This is a genomic window from Pseudomonas fluorescens (assembly GCF_019212185.1).
Classification (GTDB): domain Bacteria; phylum Pseudomonadota; class Gammaproteobacteria; order Pseudomonadales; family Pseudomonadaceae; genus Aquipseudomonas.
Genome location: NZ_CP078138.1, coordinates 5753719 through 5772049, shown reverse-complemented (window position 1 = coordinate 5772049; position 18331 = coordinate 5753719). Strand labels below are relative to the sequence as shown.

At 61.0% G+C, this 18331-nt stretch carries 20 protein-coding genes; 8 read left to right on the top strand and 12 right to left on the bottom strand.

Translation table 11 applies throughout. From position 1 onward, the window contains the following. Positions 1-8 precede the first annotated feature (8 nt). The 8 genes from ribH to KW062_RS25975 all read left to right on the top strand — a co-directional run bounded on the left by ribH (position 9) and on the right by KW062_RS25975 (position 5179). A complete protein-coding gene (gene ribH, locus KW062_RS26010) occupies positions 9-485 on the top strand; it encodes a 6,7-dimethyl-8-ribityllumazine synthase (protein WP_003228649.1) in 477 nt (158 codons plus the stop codon). Further along, positions 482-982 (top strand): transcription antitermination factor NusB, encoded by a 501-nt coding sequence (nusB, locus tag KW062_RS26005; protein ID WP_027617720.1) that lies wholly within the window; start codon positions 482-484, stop codon positions 980-982. Before ribH ends, nusB begins: the two co-directional genes overlap by 4 nt. Before the next feature lie 21 nt (positions 983-1003). Further along, positions 1004-1969: a thiamine-phosphate kinase gene (thiL, locus tag KW062_RS26000; protein WP_105754418.1), complete on the top strand. Its 966-nt coding sequence runs from the start codon at positions 1004-1006 to the stop codon at positions 1967-1969. Beyond that, a complete protein-coding gene (locus KW062_RS25995; RefSeq protein WP_027617722.1) occupies positions 1966-2469 on the top strand; it encodes a phosphatidylglycerophosphatase A family protein in 504 nt (167 codons plus the stop codon). The genes thiL and KW062_RS25995 overlap by 4 nt, the downstream gene beginning before the upstream one ends. 23 nt (positions 2470-2492) lie before the next feature. Continuing rightward, a complete protein-coding gene (locus tag KW062_RS25990; protein WP_027617723.1) occupies positions 2493-3239 on the top strand; it encodes a substrate-binding periplasmic protein in 747 nt (248 codons plus the stop codon). Positions 3240-3348: 109 nt separating this feature from the next. Next, a complete protein-coding gene (gene ribA / locus KW062_RS25985; protein ID WP_027617724.1) occupies positions 3349-3966 on the top strand; it encodes a GTP cyclohydrolase II in 618 nt (205 codons plus the stop codon). Further along, a complete protein-coding gene (locus tag KW062_RS25980) occupies positions 3963-4382 on the top strand; it encodes an MFS transporter (RefSeq protein ID WP_105754419.1) in 420 nt (139 codons plus the stop codon). The genes ribA and KW062_RS25980 overlap by 4 nt, the downstream gene beginning before the upstream one ends. Then, entirely contained in the window at positions 4382-5179 is a 798-nt protein-coding gene (locus KW062_RS25975) for a cobalamin-binding protein (protein WP_371321425.1), read from the top strand. Before KW062_RS25980 ends, KW062_RS25975 begins: the two co-directional genes overlap by 1 nt. 28 nt (positions 5180-5207) lie before the next feature. Here KW062_RS25975 and KW062_RS25970 read toward each other — a convergent pair whose 3' ends face one another. From KW062_RS25970 to eutH, 12 genes are all read right to left on the bottom strand, one after another. Beyond that, positions 5208-7091 (bottom strand): TonB-dependent receptor domain-containing protein, encoded by a 1884-nt coding sequence (locus tag KW062_RS25970; RefSeq protein WP_105754421.1) that lies wholly within the window; start codon positions 7089-7091, stop codon positions 5208-5210. A 150-nt stretch (positions 7092-7241) separates the two neighbouring features. Continuing rightward, positions 7242-9140, bottom strand: a complete 1899-nt coding sequence (gene dxs / locus KW062_RS25965) for a 1-deoxy-D-xylulose-5-phosphate synthase (RefSeq protein WP_027617728.1) — start codon at positions 9138-9140, stop codon at positions 7242-7244. 99 nt (positions 9141-9239) lie between these two features. Continuing rightward, on the bottom strand, positions 9240-10127 hold the full coding sequence (gene ispA / locus KW062_RS25960; protein ID WP_027617729.1) for a (2E,6E)-farnesyl diphosphate synthase: 888 nt from the start codon (positions 10125-10127) through the stop codon (positions 9240-9242). Further along, the gene (locus KW062_RS25955; protein WP_027617730.1) at positions 10124-10366 is read right to left on the bottom strand and encodes an exodeoxyribonuclease VII small subunit; all 243 of its coding nucleotides are present in this window, start codon (positions 10364-10366) and stop codon (positions 10124-10126) included. Before KW062_RS25955 ends, ispA begins: the two co-directional genes overlap by 4 nt. Before the next feature lie 358 nt (positions 10367-10724). After that, positions 10725-11465 carry an XRE family transcriptional regulator gene (locus KW062_RS25950; RefSeq protein ID WP_027617731.1) on the bottom strand — a complete coding sequence of 247 codons (741 nt, stop codon included), beginning with the start codon at positions 11463-11465 and terminating at the stop codon, positions 10725-10727. Positions 11466-11690: 225 nt separating this feature from the next. Next, positions 11691-12218 (bottom strand): inorganic diphosphatase, encoded by a 528-nt coding sequence (ppa, locus tag KW062_RS25945; protein WP_027617732.1) that lies wholly within the window; start codon positions 12216-12218, stop codon positions 11691-11693. Positions 12219-12330: 112 nt separating this feature from the next. Next, on the bottom strand, positions 12331-13143 hold the full coding sequence (locus tag KW062_RS25940) for a zinc-dependent peptidase (protein WP_105754422.1): 813 nt from the start codon (positions 13141-13143) through the stop codon (positions 12331-12333). 6 nt (positions 13144-13149) lie between these two features. Then, positions 13150-13806: a DedA family protein gene (locus tag KW062_RS25935; protein WP_027617734.1), complete on the bottom strand. Its 657-nt coding sequence runs from the start codon at positions 13804-13806 to the stop codon at positions 13150-13152. A 261-nt stretch (positions 13807-14067) separates the two neighbouring features. After that, positions 14068-14529 carry a GNAT family N-acetyltransferase gene (locus tag KW062_RS25930; protein WP_027617735.1) on the bottom strand — a complete coding sequence of 154 codons (462 nt, stop codon included), beginning with the start codon at positions 14527-14529 and terminating at the stop codon, positions 14068-14070. A 128-nt stretch (positions 14530-14657) separates the two neighbouring features. Continuing rightward, positions 14658-15485, bottom strand: a complete 828-nt coding sequence (gene eutC, locus KW062_RS25925; RefSeq protein ID WP_371321461.1) for an ethanolamine ammonia-lyase subunit EutC — start codon at positions 15483-15485, stop codon at positions 14658-14660. A gap of 8 nt (positions 15486-15493) precedes the next feature. Next, positions 15494-16888 carry an ethanolamine ammonia-lyase subunit EutB gene (locus KW062_RS25920; RefSeq protein ID WP_027617737.1) on the bottom strand — a complete coding sequence of 465 codons (1395 nt, stop codon included), beginning with the start codon at positions 16886-16888 and terminating at the stop codon, positions 15494-15496. 97 nt (positions 16889-16985) lie between these two features. After that, on the bottom strand, positions 16986-18266 hold the full coding sequence (gene eutH / locus KW062_RS25915) for an ethanolamine utilization protein EutH (protein WP_105754423.1): 1281 nt from the start codon (positions 18264-18266) through the stop codon (positions 16986-16988). Between the last annotated feature and the right edge of the window lie 65 nt (positions 18267-18331).

Here is an 18331-nt window from a genome sequence, read left to right as displayed (position 1 = left end):
TCTATCGAATGACCCTGAAGACCATCGAAGGTACCTTCATCGCCCCTAAAGGCCGCTACGCTCTGGTAGTGGGCCGTTTCAACAGCTTCGTGGTTGAAAGCCTGGTCAGCGGTGCTGTTGATGCCCTGGTTCGCCATGGCGTGAGCGAAAGCGACATCACCATCATCCGCGCGCCTGGCGCCTTCGAAATCCCGCTGGTTGCGCAGAAAGTCGCCCAGAAAGGCGAGTTCGCGGCAATCATCGCCCTGGGCGCGGTCATTCGTGGCGGTACTCCGCACTTCGAATACGTGGCTGGCGAATGCACCAAGGGCTTGGCCCAGGTGTCCATGGAGTTCGGCGTACCGGTTGCCTTTGGCGTCCTGACCGTTGATTCCATCGAGCAAGCCATCGAGCGCTCCGGCACCAAGGCCGGTAACAAAGGTGCCGAAGCTGCCCTGTCCGCTCTGGAAATGGTCAGCCTGCTGGCGCAGTTGGAGGCCAAGTGATTAGCGACGAAAGCGATCGTTTCAACCCGCGCGATCCGAAACCTGCGGATGCCGGCAAGCCATCGAAAAGCGCCAAGCGTCGCGAAGCTCGTCAGCTCGCGACTCAGGCCCTGTATCAATGGCACATGGCCAAGGCTTCGCTGAACGAGATCGAAGCGCAATTCCGGGTCGATAACGATTTCAGCGATGTTGACGGCGCTTACTTCCGCGAAATCCTCCACGGGGTTCCGGCGAGCAAGACCGAAATCGACACCGCGCTCAAGCCTTGCCTGGACTTGACCATCGAAGAGCTGGACCCGGTTGAACTGGCGGTATTGCGCCTGTCCACCTGGGAACTGCTCAAGCGCGTTGACGTGCCGTATCGCGTGGTGATCAACGAAGGTATCGAGCTGGCAAAAGTATTCGGCTCCACCGACGGCCACAAGTTCGTCAACGGTGTACTCGACAAGCTGGCGCCGCGCCTGCGTGAAGCTGAAGTGAAGGCGTTCAAGCGCTGATTGGCGCTTGAACATGTGCCTATGGGCGAGTTTGAGCTGATCCGCAACTACTTCGCCGCTGCGCCTTGTGCGCAGGCGGGCGATGGCGTTGCACTGGGGATTGGCGACGACTGCGCCTTGCTCGCGCTGCCTGCCGGGGAGCAACTGGCGATCTCTACCGACACCCTGGTGGCCGGTGTGCATTTCGCCGATCCCTGCGACCCGTTCCTGCTCGGCCAGCGCTCGCTGGCCGTGGCGGTTAGCGACCTGGCTGCCATGGGCGCCACCCCTGTTGCCTTTACCCTTGCCCTGACCTTGCCGACGGTGACCGCCGATTGGCTGCAGGCCTATGCCCGTGGCTTGAACAGCATGGCCCAAGGCTGTGGTGTGCGGCTGGTGGGCGGCGATACCACCCGTGGCCCGCTGAGCCTGACCATGACCGTGTTCGGCCGGGTGCCGGCCGGCCAGGCCCTGACCCGCAGCGGTGCGCAGGTCGGCGATCTGTTGTGCGTCGGCGGCGATCTGGGCAACGCCGCCGGTGCCTTGCCGCTGGTATTGGGGCAGCGAACGGCGCTTGCCGCCGTTGCCGAGCCGTTACTGGCGCATTATTGGTCGCCCCAGCCGCAATTGGCCTTGGGCCAGGCGCTGCGGGGCAAAGCCAGTTCGGCGTTGGATATATCCGACGGCTTGCTGGCCGATTGCGGGCATATCGCCAAGGCTTCGGCTGTCGGCTTGCTGATCGAAAATCACAAACTGCCGTTGTCCGAGGCGCTGGTGGGTTTTCTCGGCGAGAATGCGGCCCGCGTTGCCGCCGTCAGTGGTGGCGACGACTACGTGCTGGCATTTACCTTGCCAGAGGAGCATCTGTCGGCACTGCTGACCGAGGGCTGGCCGGTCCATGTGGTCGGTCGGGTCATGGCCGGGCAGGGCGTGACCCTGGTTGACGCGAGCGGGCAGGACATCACCCCGCAGATCCGCGGCTACCAACACTTTCAGGAGACACCGTGACAGATCATCCCAAACAGGTCCCGGCCGAGTTTGTGCCGCCGTCGGTGTGGCGTAATCCCTGGCATTTCCTGGCGTTCGGCTTCGGCTCGGGTACTTTGCCCAAAGCGCCTGGCACCTGGGGTTCGCTGGTTGCGTTACCCTTCATCCCTTTGTGGCAGATGTTACCCGACTGGGGTTACTGGCTGATGCTCGGCATCACCATGCTGTTCGGCTTCTGGCTGTGCGGCAAGGTGGCTGACGATTTGCGTGTGCACGACCACGAAGGCATCGTCTGGGACGAAATGGTCGGGATGTGGATCACCCTGTGGCTGGTGCCGGAAGGTTGGTACTGGTTGCTGGCGGGGTTCCTGATGTTCCGCTTTTTTGACATCCTCAAACCTTGGCCGATCCGCTGGATCGATCGGCATGTACACGGCGGCGTCGGGATCATGCTCGACGACGTACTGGCTGGGGTGTTCGCCTGGTTGGGCATGCAGGGGCTGGTCTGGTATTTCACCTAAGGGATGATTCGAGGGGCTAGGGAATGGTGAGGCGCGGGTGCTGGATTGTTCTGTTTGCGCTGTTCTGCTCTGTCGTCCGGGCGGCGGAAGTGCCCGCCGTCATCCAACTGGCGAGCGAGGACTGGGAAGATTATACCGCCGCTGACGGGCACGGCATGGCCTGGGACATTCTGCGAGAAGTGTTCGAGCCGGCCGGAGTCAAACTGAAGATCAGCACGGTGCCCTATACCCGTTCCATTGGCCTGGTGCAGCTCAAGGAAGTGGACGCCATGGTGGGCTCCTACCGGGACGAAGTCGAAGGCGTGCTGTATCCCAAGTGGAACTTCGATTCCGATCATATTTATGCTCTCGGTCTGGCCGGCACGCCGACACCCACTCTGGCAACGCTGGGCAAGTACCGATTGGCCTGGGTGCGCGGCTATCGATACGACAAATACCTGCCGGACATAAAAAACTTCACCCAGATCGAGCGGCGCCAGGGGATTCTGGGAATGCTCAAGCAGGGGCGCGCGGACTTCTATATCGATGCACAGACTGAGGTCGACGCGGTGGTTCGGGAGGCCAAGGACGTGAAGCCGTATCGTTCTACTCACGTTGCGGAACTGCCGTTGTACCTGGGCTTCGCCGACACGCCGCAGGCCCGCTCGCTGATGGCATTGTACGACCGGCGCATGGCATTGCTGGTCAGCAGCGGCAAGCTGAAGCCGATTTTCGAACGCTGGCAGGAGCCTTATCCGTTTGAAGGAAGTGCCAAGCCCGCCGTCGAGTAATCAAACTATTTGATAGTTATGACAAATAATTCAGCCTAAGCGTCTATTGCGACCTGCTGTTACAATGCCGCCTCTGCGAATTACCAGAATCTAGATCAGGAGCACACCGGTGCCTGTCGTTTTTGTTGCCGCTTCCAAGCTGCCAACGCCATTTGCGCAATTCACCATGCATGGCTTCCTCGATGAGTCCACTGGCCGCGAGCACGTTGTATTGAGCTTGGGTGATGTGGCCGATGGTGCGCCGGTTCTTGGCCGGTTGCATTCCGAATGTCTGACCGGCGATGCCTTGTTCAGCCAGCGCTGCGACTGCGGTTCGCAACTGGAAGCCGCCTTGCAGGCCATTGCCCGCGAAGGTCGCGGCGTGTTGCTGTACCTGCGTCAGGAAGGCCGTGGCATTGGCCTGCTGAACAAGATCCGCGCCTATGAGCTGCAGGATGGTGGTGCCGATACCGTTGAAGCCAACGAGCGCCTGGGCTTCGCCGCTGACCAGCGTGACTACGCGATGTGCCTGCCGATGCTCGAGCACCTGGGGGTGAAATCCCTGCGCTTGATGACCAACAACCCGCGCAAGGTCAAAGCCCTGACCGACATGGGCATCGTGGTCGCCGAGCGCGTGCCGCTGCACACCGGCCATAACCCGCACAACAAACTGTACCTGGCGACCAAAGCCAGCAAGCTCGACCATATGATGGGCAATGAACATCAGGGCGAGGCTGACCGGGCGTGACCCGGGGTCAGGTTCGGCGGCGGCTGTCCGTCAACTGGTGGCAATATCTGGCGCTGGCCTTGTTGCCGCTGCTGGTGATCAATGCGCTGTTCGGTGATGGCGAGGCGGTTACACCGGTGCTGGCGATGCCGTTTTTTATCGCCGGCATGGCTTCAATGTTTGTCAGCCTGAAATTCTTCGGCGGCTACAAGCATGGCCTGATCAGCACCCATAAAGCCCTCGACACCCCTGAAGAGCCAACTGCCTGGATCGCCCTCGCGGCGACGCGGCGCAAGGCCCTGCTGGCGGCCTCGCTGCCGGCCTGGATCGCTGCCCTGGCGGTGTTCGTTGGCCTCGAGGGCGTGCCGCTGACCCTGCTCGGGTTGTCCACAGCGGTGTTGTTCTACCTCTACCGTATCCCGCGTCAACTCGGTTGATGGGCCGCTGGCTGGCGGTTGTTGTGCTGGCCATCAGTGGCTCGGCGGCAGCAGTGGAGCGGGTGGTCAGCCTGGCGCCGTCACTCTCGGAAATCGTCGTTGAACTGAACGGTGCGGATCTGCTGGTCGGCGTGCTCGACGCAGGTGAACGGCCTGCGGCGTTGAAGGACGTGCCATCGGTCGGTCGCTACGGGCAACTGGACATGGAGCGCCTGCTCAGCCTCAAACCCGATCTGTTGCTACTCTGGCCGGGCAGTGTCGGTCCGGCGCAACGCGAGCAACTGAGTCGACTGGGGATCCCCACCTTCGTCGCCGAACCCCACAGCCTCGAACAGCTCATCATCCAGATTGAAGCCATTGCCGAGCAGTTGGGTCGGCCTGAGCGTGGCCAGGTTTTAGCGGCAAACCTGCGCCAGCGCCTTTCTGACTTGCGCCAGCGTTACCGGCGCAGCGAGCCACTGCGAGTGTTCTATCAGGTCTGGGACCAGCCGCTGTACACCGTGGGCGGTAAGCAGATCATCAGCGACGCGCTGCAGGTGTGTGGTGCGCGTAATATCTTCGCCGACCTACAGCTGCCGGCACCCCAGGTCAGCGTCGAAGCGGTGCTGGCAAGAAATCCGGAGGTGATTCTTGCCGCCGCCCAAGCGCAGCTTGATGCCTGGAAAGCCTGGCCGCAGGTGAAGGCGGTAGAGCGTGGGCAATTGCTGGTGGTGACGGATAAAGGCCTGGAGCGCCCGAGCGGGCAGATGATCGAGGCAACCGCCAAGCTATGCCGGTTGCTCGCCCCCGGGCGATGAGGTCGGCCCAGACAACATCAATTCCGGATCAGAGCTCCGGCGTCCACGTCACCCCAAACATCAACGCCCGTCCTTCCTCGCGATAGCCATACTGATTGCCCTGGTAGCTGTACAACGCCCGGCTGTAGGACTTATCCAGCAGGTTATCGACCTTCATCTGCAGGCTCACTTCACGGTTCACCGCCCAACTGCTGCGCAGGCCCAGCAGGCCATATCCACCCAATGGCTGCTGATTATTCTCATCGTCATAGCTGCTGCTGACCGCTTGCCAGGTCGCGCCGAGGCCTAGGCGGTCGTACTGTCGGTCCAGATCCAGATTGAGGGTGCGCCGAGCGCGGCGCGCCAGGGTGTGGCCGGTGTCGCGGTCCTGTGGGTCGATGATCGAAACCCCAAGGTTGCTCTGCCAGCCGAACAGCTCCTGCTTGAGCGCTGCTTCGAAGCCGTAGATTCGGGCGGAGGCGATATTTTCTGGAGGGGAATAGTTGCGGGAGATAATCGCGTCTTTAAGGTCGGTGCGGTACACCGAGGCTTCCAGTCGGCTGGTTTCGCTCAACTGGCTGCGCCATTGCAGTTCGTAGCTCTTCGAAGTCTCAGGTTTCAGGTCGGGATTGCTGTAACCCGGGTAGTACAAGTCGCTGAAAGTCGGTGCACGGAACCCTTCGCTGTAGGTCAGCAACATGTCGTTGTCGGCATTCACCGGCAGGGTCAGGGTGCCGCTCCAGCTATTCTGGCTGCCGAACTGCTGGTTGTCGTCGTGGCGCAGGCCCAATTCGGTGGAAAAGTGCTCGGCGCGGAAGCGATGCTGAACGAAGGCGGCGCGGTTCCAGCGGCTGTCTTCGTCGAACGAGGTGCTGCTGTTGATCCGGTCCTCGTACCAGTCACCGCCGAGAATCAAGCTGTGTTGCGCATTGAGTTGCAAGTCGTTTTGCCAGTTCAGCGAGTCGCGGTAGGTGTTGAACACCGAGTCTTCGTCACTGAGCTTGTCGAAAGTTTCCTCGCGGTTTTCGCTGTGGCCGATTTCCACCCGGGATTGCCAGGTATCGTTCAGGCGTGCGTCGACGTAGCTGCTGACACTGCTGACGGTGAAATCGCTATAGGGTTTTTGCTGGAAGCTGCTATCAGTGTTTTCGTCATAGCGTCCGAACGGGTTGTCGAACTCACTCTTGCCGCGGTTATCCAGAATATTCAGGCCGGCTTCGATGTCGTCATTGAAGCTGTGACTCAGACTCAGGCTCAGGGCCTGGTTGCGGTAGGCGTCGTGATCGCCATCGCTGGGGTACGACTCGTGTGTGCGATTGATCCCGGCGGTTTCGTCGAGGCTGGCTCCGAGGTTGAAGCGGGTGTTCTGGTCGCCACCAGACAATCCCAGGCTGCGCTCCCAGGTCTGATTGCTGCCAAGAGCCATTTGCAGGCGTGGCTGCAGGCCTGCTTCGGCGCTGCGTCGGGTGAAGATCTGGATCACTCCGCCAATTGCATCGCTGCCGTAGATCACCGAGCGCGAGCCACGCAACACTTCCACGCGCTCGATCTGCTGGATATTCAGGTGCTGCAGGTTGCTGTCCCCCGAGGTCGAGTTGCCGATGCGCTGGCCGTCCACCAGTACCAGGCTTTGCGCGGCCTTGGTGCCGCGAATGTACACCCCCGGCAAACTGCCACGGCCACCGGCTTGCGCCACTTGTACGCCCGGCACGCGGCTCAGCAGATCAACCACGCTGGTGGGCTGCAGGCGGTCGATGTCGTCGCGGGTGAACACGGTGTTGGCTGCGCTGCTGTCGTTGCGCGCTTCGACCTGGCGATTGGCGCTGATCAGCACGTCCGGCAGTTTCAGGGCTTGTTCGCGGTCGAGGGTGTCGGCCAGTAGCGGCGCGGACGGCAGCAGCGTCAGCGTCAGGGCGAGGGGGTAGAGCTTCATTGATGGTCCGGTGATATTTCGTGGCACACACAAATCAACTGTGGGAGCGAGCCTGCTCGCGATGACGGTGTATCAGTCGACTGTAGAGTCGACTGACAGTCCGCCATCGCGAGCAGGCTCGCTCCCACAGGGGGGCATGTATCCAGAGATTTAAAGGTTCAGCAGTTGCAGGCGCTGGCGCACTGTCGCTTCGATCCCGGCTTCGTCCAGCCCGCATTCGGCGAGCATTTGCGCGGGCTTGGCGTGCTCGACGTAGCTGTCCGGCAGGCCGAGGTGGAGCACCGACTTGAGGATGTTTTCCCGCGCCAGGAATTCGCTGACCGCACCGCCGGCGCCGCCCATGATTGCGTTTTCCTCGATGCTCACCAGCAACTCATGGCTGCCAGCAATCTCGCGTACCAACTGTTCATCCAGAGGTTTGACGAAGCGCATGTCGACTACGGTGGCATCCAGCGTTTCGGCCACTTTCAAGGCTTCAGCCAGTTGCACGCCAAACACCAGCAGGGCGACCTTGCTGCCCTGGCGACGCACCACGCCCTTGCCGATTTCGATCGGTTCCAGGTCTTGTTCGATGGTCGCGTTCGGACCATTGCCGCGCGGATAGCGCACCGCCGCCGGACCGTTGTACAGGTGGCCAGTGGTGAGCATCTTGCGCAGTTCGTTCTCGTCGCTCGGGGTCATCACCAGCATGCCCGGGATGCAGCGCAGGAATGACAGGTCGAAACTGCCAGCATGGGTCGGGCCGTCTTCGCCCACCAGACCGGCACGGTCGATGGCGAACAGCACATCGAGATTTTGCACTGCGACGTCATGAACCAGTTGGTCGTAGCCGCGTTGCAGGAACGTCGAGTAAATCGCTACGACCGGCTTGGCGCCTTCGCAGGCCATGCCAGCGGCGAGGGTCACCGCGTGCTGCTCGGCAATCGCCACATCGAAGTAGCGCTGTGGATAGCGCTCGCTGAAGGCCACCAGATCGGAGCCTTCCTTCATCGCCGGGGTGATGCCCACCAGGCGAGGGTCGGCGGCCGCCATGTCGCACAGCCACTGACCAAACACGCCGGAATACTTCGGCCCGCCGACCTTTTTCGGCGCGGTGGCAGGGGCGTCCAGCGGTTCGAGCTTGGTGATGGCGTGATAGCCGATCGGATCTACTTCCGCCGGGGCGAAACCTTTGCCTTTCTTGGTGACCACATGCAGGAACTGCGGGCCCTTGAGGTCTCGCATGTTGCGCAGGGTGGCGATCAGGGTCGGCAGGTCGTGGCCGTCGATCGGGCCGATATAGTTCCAGCCCAGCTCCTCGAACAGGGTGCCGGGAACCAGCATGCCCTTGGCGTACTCTTCAGTGCGGCGGGCAATTTCCCAGGCGCCAGGCAGGCGCGACAGCACCTTCTTGCTGCCCTCGCGCATGCTGGCGTAAGTGCGGCTGGAGAGGATCTTGGCCAGATAGTTCGACAGACCGCCGACATTGCGCGAGATCGACATGTCGTTATCGTTGAGGATCACCAGCATATTGGCATCGACTTCCGGCGCATGGTTCAGCGCCTCGAAGGCCATGCCCGCCGTCAGCGCGCCATCACCGATCACCGCAATCGCCTTGCGATCACTGTTCTGCAGGCGGGCGGCAATGGCCATGCCCAGCGCGGCACTGATCGAGGTGCTGGAGTGGCCGACGCCAAAGGTGTCGTACTCGCTCTCGGAGCGACGCGGGAAGGCGGCAATGCCGTCTTTCTGGCGCAGGGTGCCCATGCGCTCGCGTCGACCGGTGAGGATCTTGTGTGGATAGGCCTGATGACCGACGTCCCACACCAGCCGGTCGTCCGGCGTGTCGAAGACGTAATGCAGCGCGATAGTCAGCTCGATGACGCCCAGGCCGGCACCGAAATGCCCACCGGTCTGGCCGACCGTGTAGAGCAATTCCAGGCGCAACTCATCAGCCAGGGTTTCCAGCTCGGCTTCGCCTAACCGGCGCAGGCCGTCCGGCGTGTTGGCGCGGTCGAGCAGGGGCGTGGTCGGGCGTTTGCGGGGAATCTCATGAAACGTCGTGGGCATCAGGCGAATCGTTATAGGTATAAAAGATGCGGCAGTTTACCTGATGCAGCGCACGCTGCCCACGCAGAGCGCGGAAGTTGCCGGGCAGCGGGCGCCAGATCAGCTACGCCGTTCGACGATATAACGCGCGAGTTCACGCAGCGGCTCGGCCGACGCGGCAAACGGTCGCAGTGCGTGCAGCGCCTGGTCACGCAGTTCCAGGGCGTAGGCCTTGGCGGCGTCAAGACCGAGCAGGGCCGGGTAGGTCGGCTTGTCCCGGGCAATGTCGGCACCCTGGCGCTTGCCCAGGGTCTGGGTGTCACTTTCGACGTCGAGAATGTCGTCTTGCACCTGGAACGCCAGACCGATTGCCTGGGCGTAGGTCTGCAGCGACTGCAATTCGGCATTTTCCGCGCAACCGCTGGCCAGGGCGCCGAGCTTGACGCTGGCTTCGATCAGCGCGCCGGTCTTGTGCCGGTGCATGTATTCGAGGGCTTGCTGATCCAGCTTGAGGCCGACCGAACCGAGATCGATGGCCTGGCCACCGACCATTCCGGCAGGGCCCGCCGCCAGCGCGAGGGCGCTGACCATCTGCAGGCGCACCTCGGCGTCAGCGCAGTTCAACTGCGGATCGAGCAGGGCGCTGAAAGCCAGGCTCTGCAGGCCATCACCAGCGAGAATGGCGCAGGCTTCGTCAAATTTCTTGTGGGTAGTCGGCTGGCCGCGACGCAGATCGTCATCGTCCATTGCGGGCAGGTCATCGTGGACCAGCGAATAAGCGTGGATCAACTCCACCGCGCAAGCCGCGCCATTGGCCTGCTCGGCCTGGCCACCCAGCGCTTCGCACGCCGCGTAGGCGAGCAACGGGCGCACGCGCTTGCCGCCATTCATCACGCTGTAGCGCATGGCTTCGTAAAGACGGGCGAGTTCAGGGCTCGGGGCGATGAACAGTTTTTCCAGCGCTGCGTTGACTCGCGCCTGGCTGTCGGCCGAATACATCGCGATCATTCCGGCTGTTCCGCGTCGAACGGCGCCTCGGACAATTCGCCATCACGCTCCAGCAGCACCTGGACCTTCTGCTCTGCCTGGGCCAATGCCGCTTGGCAGTCACGGGTCAGGCCAATGCCTTGCTCGAAGGCCGTCAGCGAGTCTTCCAACGACAGTTCGCCGTTCTCCAGGCGTTCAACCAGCGTTTGCAGGTCGGCGAGGGATTGTTCGAAATCCAGTGCAGCTTTTTTGCGGGCCATGGCGGCTATCCCGGTGACGTTAAACCGGCGCGACACTAGCAGATAGGGGGGTGTGGGGCAAACGTCGGTGCTTGTACGGGAGGGCGGTGATGTGGGAAGGCTGCTGCGCAGCAGATATTAAAAAGCCGGCTTGTGGCCGGCTTCTCGGGGACTGGCTTGGTTTATTTTTGGTAAACCGTACCAGCCTTCAAAACGTACATCCGGATCTTGCGTCCGGCTGCGGGACGTGGCGAGAAAGTCTTCTGCCTTGTCGGTGCGATCGGACCGGCGCTAGGCGGGTCGATGCAAATGTGCGGCGCAGCATACTGATTTTTTTGGGAAATTCCCAGCGCGATGTGTATTGCGAGGCATTGCCGGATCAACCGAAGGGGACCGGTGGCCTTTGTTTATTGAGGGTTGACCACCAGAACACCCAGCCCAGTACTTCGATTTTCTGGGATTCGATCTGAGCGGCGCTGAAGAGCTCGTCCGGATAGGCGTGGCTGTTGTGGCTGCGCAGGCGCAAGGCGCCGCCCGGGAGGCGGTGCAGGTATTTGATGCGCAACATGCCGTCGTGCTTGATGGCGTAGATATGCCCGTCGATGACCTGGGTCAGGCCGCGGTCGATGGCCAGGGTCGAGCCGTCTTCGATTTTTTCCGACATGCTGTCGCCAACCATGGTCACGCAGATGGCCTTCGCGGGCTCGACTTCCAGGCTTTCCAGATAGTGCCGTGGCAGGCGCACCACTTCGCCGGGAATTTTGACGACGTGGGTGGCACTGGCACCGGGTTCCTTGGGAAGTTCTTTGTACAGCGGAATTTCCAGGTCGAGCGAGCCGCCGTAAGGGCCATGGACAGGTGAAAGTTGGCATGGCGCGGCGCTGGGTTCGCTGGGTTGCCCTGCGCTGGGATACTTGGGTCCCTCGCCGTTGAGTAGCCACTGGCTGTTGACGCTCAGGAGGCGGGCAATTTCTTCCAGGCGTGGGTAGGGTACGCCGCGGATGTACCAGTTATTGACGTGCTGGGGCTCGACGTTGCAGAAAGATGCGAACTCCGACGGGGTGATTTTCACCTCCTTGAGGAGTGCTTTGAAGCGTGGGCCGCATTTGTGTTTTTTCATGAGTGCGGATTTTACGGAGTGAACTTACAAGTTTGAATAAACAACTTGAGTAATTTATGCAGGAATATTCTGCTCCTCAGTGCGATATGGTGCGCGTTAACTAAACTCGAATAAACACTTTGTATAGTTTTGTTAGTTAATGTCTGCGAGCTGTTTAATGGGAATAAAAAACCCCGGAAGTCCGGGGTTTATTCAAGCCGTCAGTGACCTTGGGTCAGTGCCGTCTCAGCCTTTGTAGGCAGCAACCGATTTCATGATTTCGGCGCGGGCAGCTTCTGCGTCGCCCCAACCATCGATCTTCACCCACTTGCCTTTTTCGAGATCTTTGTAGTTCTCGAAGAAGTGTTTGATCTGTTCCAGCAGCAGGGCTGGCAGATCGGTGTATTCCTTCACATCGACATACAACTGCGACAGTTTGTCGTGTGGTACTGCGATAACTTTGGCATCGCCGCCGCCGTCGTCGGTCATGTTCAGGATACCGACCGGACGTGCGCGGATGACCGAGCCTGGAGCTACCGGGTACGGAGTCACAACCAGCACGTCGAGGGGATCACCGTCGTCTGCCAGGGTGTTCGGGATGAAACCGTAGTTGGCCGGGTAGAACATAGGGGTGGCCATGAAACGGTCAACGAACAGGCAATCGCTGTCTTTGTCGATTTCGTATTTGATCGGCGCGTGGTTGGCCGGAATCTCGATCGCGACGTAGATGTCGTTCGGCAGGTCTTTGCCAGCCGGAATCTTGCTGTAGCTCATTGGGCGTTGCCCCCCGTTAGTGGCCAAATGACTTGGCCGGATTGACCAAAAAGTGGCGGCGATTATAGGCATATTCCCGCGCCGGTGCTACGTATCAGAAGTCGTGTAGACCTTAGTCGTGGCTGCGATAGGCCGAATGCTCGGCCTGCAGGCGCTCGAGTCTGGCCAGTGGGTCCTGGCGGTAGAACAGTTGCAGTTGCTGGTAGACCTGTGGATAGGCGCTGTGCAGCAGGTCCGGGGCGCTGAAGAAGTATTCGCTGATGACGGCGAAGAACTCTGCCGGATTTTCCGCCGCGTACGGGTCGATTGGCGTCTCGGCGTCGGGGTTGTGGTCGAGCTGACGGTTGAGATCGTCGTAGGCGTGCTGCATGACCTGCGCCCACTCACTGACCCGCATGTCGCTGTGCAGGGGCGGCAGGCCGTTCGCGTCGCCGTTGAGCATGTCGAGTTTATGCGCCAGTTCGTGGATCACCAGGTTGTAGCCCTCCCAGCCGCCACTGGCCATGACGCCTGGCCACGCCAGAATAACCGGCCCTTGTTGCCAGGCTTCGCCGCTGTGCTCACCATCCCACTCGTGCTCGACACCGCTGGCGTCGCGATGACGCTGCGGGCTGAGGAAGTCGTCAGGGTAGAGGACGATCTCGTGGAAGCCCTGATACCAGTTCAAGTCCCCCAGATGCAGCAGTGGCAGTTGGGCCTGCGCCGCGAGCAACAGGCGTTGTTCCTGATGCAGCTCGACGCCGTGCAGGCAGGTCAGGTACTTGTCCTGCAGAAAAAGCACCGCAGACTCACGCAGCCAGCGGTCTTCGTCATCGTCCAGGCCGTCGAGAAAGCTCAAGTGCTGGCGCACCCGCTGCCAGGTTTCATCGGCAACCGGATGCTTGGCCAAAATGCGCTGGCGCCGCCAACTGGTCAGCAGTCCCATGGTGCTTCAGCGCGGATGGGCTTTGGAGCTGGAGCTGCCGAGGCGGCTGCGAATTACACCGATGATCATCGGCACCAGGGACAGCAGGATAATTCCGACCACCAGCAGCGACAGGTTCTTTTTGATAAAGGGTACGTTACCGAAGAAGTAGCCCAGGGTGACCAGGCCGCCGACCCAGAGGATGGTGCCGAACACACTGAAGCCGAAGAAGCGCGGGTAAGGCATCTTCGCGACACCGGCCACGAACGGCGCGAAGGTGCGGATGATCGGCAGGAAGCGCGCCAGCGTCACCGTCTTGCCGCCATGCTTGTCATAGAAATCGTGGGTTTGTTGCAGGTAGTCGCGACGGAAAATTTTCGAGTTCGGGTTGCTGAAGAGTTTTTCCCCGGCTGTTCGACCTATCACATAGTTGGTGCTGTCACCCAGAATTGCCGCCAGCATCAGCAAGCCGCCCAGCAGCACCGGGTCCATGCCGCCACCGGCCGCGACGGCACCCGCGATAAACAGCAGGGAATCGCCGGGCAGGAAGGGCATTACCACCAGACCGGTTTCGCAAAAGATCACCAGAAACAGAATGGCGTAGATCCATGGCCCGTAGTTGGTTACCAGCAAATCGAGATAGACGTCGAGATGCAGGATAAGGTCGAGCGGGTTGAAATCCATGGAGGGCACCTGTGTGATGGCTCGACTCGGCAAGCCTGTGCGGAATAAATAGAGAGGAGAGCTACAGGGCTGTGGACGAATTCTTACGGCCCATAGAGCTCGGAATTATACGGACACGAAGGTGAAAAGCGTGTGGGTTTTGTAGCGAAGGATTTCGGAGGCGACCGGTAAATGCATCAACGCCGAAGCTGAATGCGCCTGATACAGCCCGTATTCAGGTCGCTGGGACGCTGTGCGTCCCAGTTGAGCCAACGGCGGCAGTTATAATTCGTCACTTATCGGCAAGATGTAGTTCTTGAACTCGGTGTCTTCGCGAAAGCCAATGGACTCGTAGGTTTTCTGCGCCACCAGGTTGGCGCTGTCGGTCGAAACTCGCATGCGTACCGCTTGGGTTTCCTTGGCCATTTTCTTTGCGGTGCGCATCAGGTTGTCGGCCACCAGTTGGCGGCGTGCGTCTTCGGCCACGTAGATATCGTTGAGGATCCAAACCCGCTTGAGGGATAGCGAGGAAAAGCTCGGGTAGAGCTGGCAAAAACCCAGCAATCGGCCGTCATCATCATCCGGAAAGGCCAGGTAGATCACCGATTCCTTGCGTCGCAGGCGCTTTTCCAGAAACGCGCGGGAGGAGTCAGGGTAGGGCAGCGAGCCGTAAAACTCGCGGTACTTGACGAACAGAGGCGTCAGCAGGTCCAGGTGCTCGAGAGTTGCTTGAATAATCCGCATGCGAGGCCTCAACTTCAAGTAGTTATGACGGCAGTTTCCATTGGATTTGACGACAATCGTGTCATCGCACGGGCAGCCGTTCGTCGACTCTGCCTCAAAGCTGCGGCAAAACGCAATGCGGATTCGGCTCAGTCTTGTGGGTGATTGAGTAGGAAATTGGCGTGCTGCCCTGAGTCGTTTTCTGACTCGATGGTCTGCACCTGGGCCTCATCTTTCAGGTTTACCCCGGACAGCTGGCGGCGACAGGCTTCGCGCATCAGATACAGCAAGCGATGTGCCGCCATGCCGTAACTCAAACCCTCCAGGCGCACGTTGGAAATGCAATTGCGGTACGCATCCGTCAGGCCGACCTTGGGGTTGTAGGTGAAATACAGGCCGAGGCTGTCAGGCGAACTCAGGCCGGGACGCTCGCCGATCAGGATCACCACCATTTTGGCTCCCAGCAACTCACCGATTTCATCGGCGACGGCGACCCGACCCTGTTCCACCAGGATGACCGGCGACAACGACCAGCCTTCGGCCTGGGTTTGTTCTTCCATGCGCGCCAAAAATGGCAAGGTATGGCGATGCACGGCCAGCGCCGACAGCCCGTCGGCTACCACCACTGCCAAGTCGACGCCACCGGGATGTGCCAGCGCATAGTCACGCAGCTTTTGCGCCGAGTCGTCGCTCAACTTGCGGCCAAGGTCCGGGCGTTGCAGGTAGCTGTCGCGGTCTGCGGCGGCACTGTGCAGCAACAGGCTGTCGCGCCCGGCTTCGGTCAACTGGCGGCTCAGCCCGGCATGATCGAACGGCAGGTGCACGGCATCCCGGGCCTGGGCATGGGCGTACTGGAAATCCAGTTGGGCGTTGGTCGGCATACTGGTGCCGCTGCGTCCGAGGGCGATTCGTGCCGGCGTCAGGCGGCGCAGATCCAGCCAGGGGTTTTGCGTATCGATTGCCGATTTATCCATCATCAGATCGCTCATCGCAGTTGCGCCAAGGCATGGCGGAAGGCCGGCGGCAGGTTGTCGCCAAAACGAACTTTGCCGTCACCCTGAGTGAAAATGCCCATCTTCGCCAGCCACGCCTCGAACTCCGGCGCCGGTTTCAGGCCCAGGGTCTGGCGCGCGTAGAGGGCATCGTGGAATGAGGTGGTCTGGTAGTTGAGCATGATGTCGTCGGAGCCGGGAATGCCCATGATGAAGTTGATCCCGGCCACACCCAGCAGGGTCAGCAGGGTGTCCATGTCGTCCTGGTCGGCTTCGGCGTGGTTGGTGTAGCAGATGTCGCAACCCATTGGCACACCGAGCAACTTGCCGCAAAAGTGATCCTCGAGGCCGGCGCGGATGATCTGTTTGCCGTTGTACAGGTACTCCGGACCGATGAAGCCCACCACGGTATTGACCAGGAACGGTTTGAAGTGGCGCGCCACCGCGTAGGCGCGGGTTTCACAGGTTTGCTGGTCGAGGCCGAAATGGGCGTTAGCCGACAGGGCGCTGCCTTGGCCGGTCTCGAAATACATCAGGTTCTGCCCGAGGGTGCCACGGTTGAGGCTCAAGCCGGCGTCATAGCCCTCCTGCAACACGCTGAGGCTGATGCCGAAACTGGCATTCGCTGCTTCGGTGCCGGCGATCGACTGGAACACCAGGTCCAGCGGCACGCCACGGTTGATCGCTTCGATTGAAGTGGTGACGTGGGTCAGCACGCAGGCCTGAGTCGGAATTTCGTAGCGTTGGATCACGGCATCGAGCATTTCCAGCATGGCGCAGATCGAGGCGATGCTGTCGGTGGCTGGGTTGATGCCAATCATCGCGTCGCCGTTACCGTAGAGCAGGCCATCGAGGATGCTCGCGGCGATGCCCGCCGGTTCGTCGGTGGGGTGGTTAGGCTGCAGACGAGTCGACAGGCGGCCGCGCAAGCCGAGGGTGCCGCGGAAGCGGGTGACCACGCGGATCTTCTGCGCGACCAGCACCAGATCCTGCACGCGCATGATCTTCGACACGGCGGCGGCCATTTCCGGAGTCAGGCCTGGCGCCAGCGCGCGCAGGCTGTGTTCATCGGCCGCGTCGCTGAGTAGCCAATCGCGGAAACCGCCGACGGTGAGGTGACTGACGGTGGTAAAAGCCTGGGCATCGTGGGTGTCGATGATCAGCCGGGTGACTTCATCGCTTTCGTAGGGAATCAGCGCTTCCTGCAGGAAGTGCTTGAGCGGGATGTCGGCCAGGGCCATTTGCGCCGCGACCCGTTCGCCATCGTTGTGGGCGGCAACACCGGCCAGGAAGTCTCCGGAGCGCGCCGGGCTGGCCTTGGCCATGACGTCCTTGAGGTCGTCGAAGCGGTACGTCTGGGCGCCGACGCTATGGGAAAAACTTGCCATCTCAGTCTCCGTTCAAATTGGAAAGTGCGCTGGGCGGGGCTGCGGTCGATCCAGCATGCCACGCCTGGTGCAGCTTGCGCACTTCAATGCAGCGCACTCAAACCGTGGCCTTGACGCCGTTCGGGGCGATGGTTTCCGGCACCGGCAGGCCCAGGTACTCGCCTTCGGCAATGATTCCGGCGGCACGGTCTTCAGCTTCCAGTTGCAGGGCCTTGGGCACAGACAGCCAATACGCCAGACCGACGGCGATGAAACCTGCACTTATCTTGCCAATCAGCACTGGCAGGATGATGGTCGGTTGGAAGTTGGCGGTAAACGACAGGTGGTCGCCGAGCAGGAACGCCGCGCACACGCCAAAGGCAATGTTGATCACCTTGTCCTTGGGCGGCATGAAGCGCACCAGGCGGAACATTGCGAGGATGTTGGCAATGGTCGCCAGCATGCCGGCGCTGCCGACGGCGCTCAGGCCAATCTTGCCACCCAGGCTTTCCAGCGGTTTACCGAGGTATTTGCGCAGCAGGTAGACCATCGGGAATGCGCCGGCCAGCATGATGCCGATGTAGCCAGCGGTTTCCAGGGCGCGGGTCTGATCCTCGGCATCGGCGATGATCGGGTGGAAACCCCAGGCGCCAAAGACCAGGGTGAACACGCCGGTGAAGTATTCGACGATGGAGAACACCAGGACCAACTTGATCGCGGCATCGAGGGTTCGACCAAAGACGATGAAACCCTTAATCATCAGGTCGGGCAGGAAGCGCAGGCCGAGGGCCAGGGCGACAACGAAGATCAGGATCGGCAGCAGGTTGGCGAAGATGCTGCCCAGGCCGAGTGCCAGTTGATAGGTGGCCTCGCCGTTGGTCGAGACCAGTTCGCGGACCAACGGATTGCTGAACGCGAGGATCACGCTGGCGATCAGCACGCCCAGTGGGATGGTCAGGATTCCCGACATGATGCCCAGGGCCATGTATTTATGGTCGCGCTTGTCGAGCATCGCCAGGCCCATGGGAATTGAGAAGACGATGGTTGCACCGCCCATGAAGCCGGTAATCAGCGCCATCACCAGCGCTTCTTTGCTGGCTGCCAGGGCCGAGGCCAGGTGGTAGCCGCCCATGTCTGAGGCGATGATCATGGTCGCCGCCAGCGCCGGGTCGGCGCCCAGGGCGCTGAAGAATGGGCCGAAGGCTTTTTCGATGACCACGGTCAGGTAGGGGATGGAGGCCATGATGCCGGCCGCCGGGACAAAGATGTGGCCCGTGGCATGGATGCCCTCCATGAATTCTTTACCCAGCCCTTCATCGCTGTTGTAAATCGCGGCGAAGGCGCCGAGTACGGCACAGAACATAATGAGATAGAGCACGTAGTTGCCGATCTGATCCATTGCATAGTTCCTTCTTATTGTTGTTTTTCAGCGCAGCCTGAGGCCCGGGGCGAGCGCTGCATGAA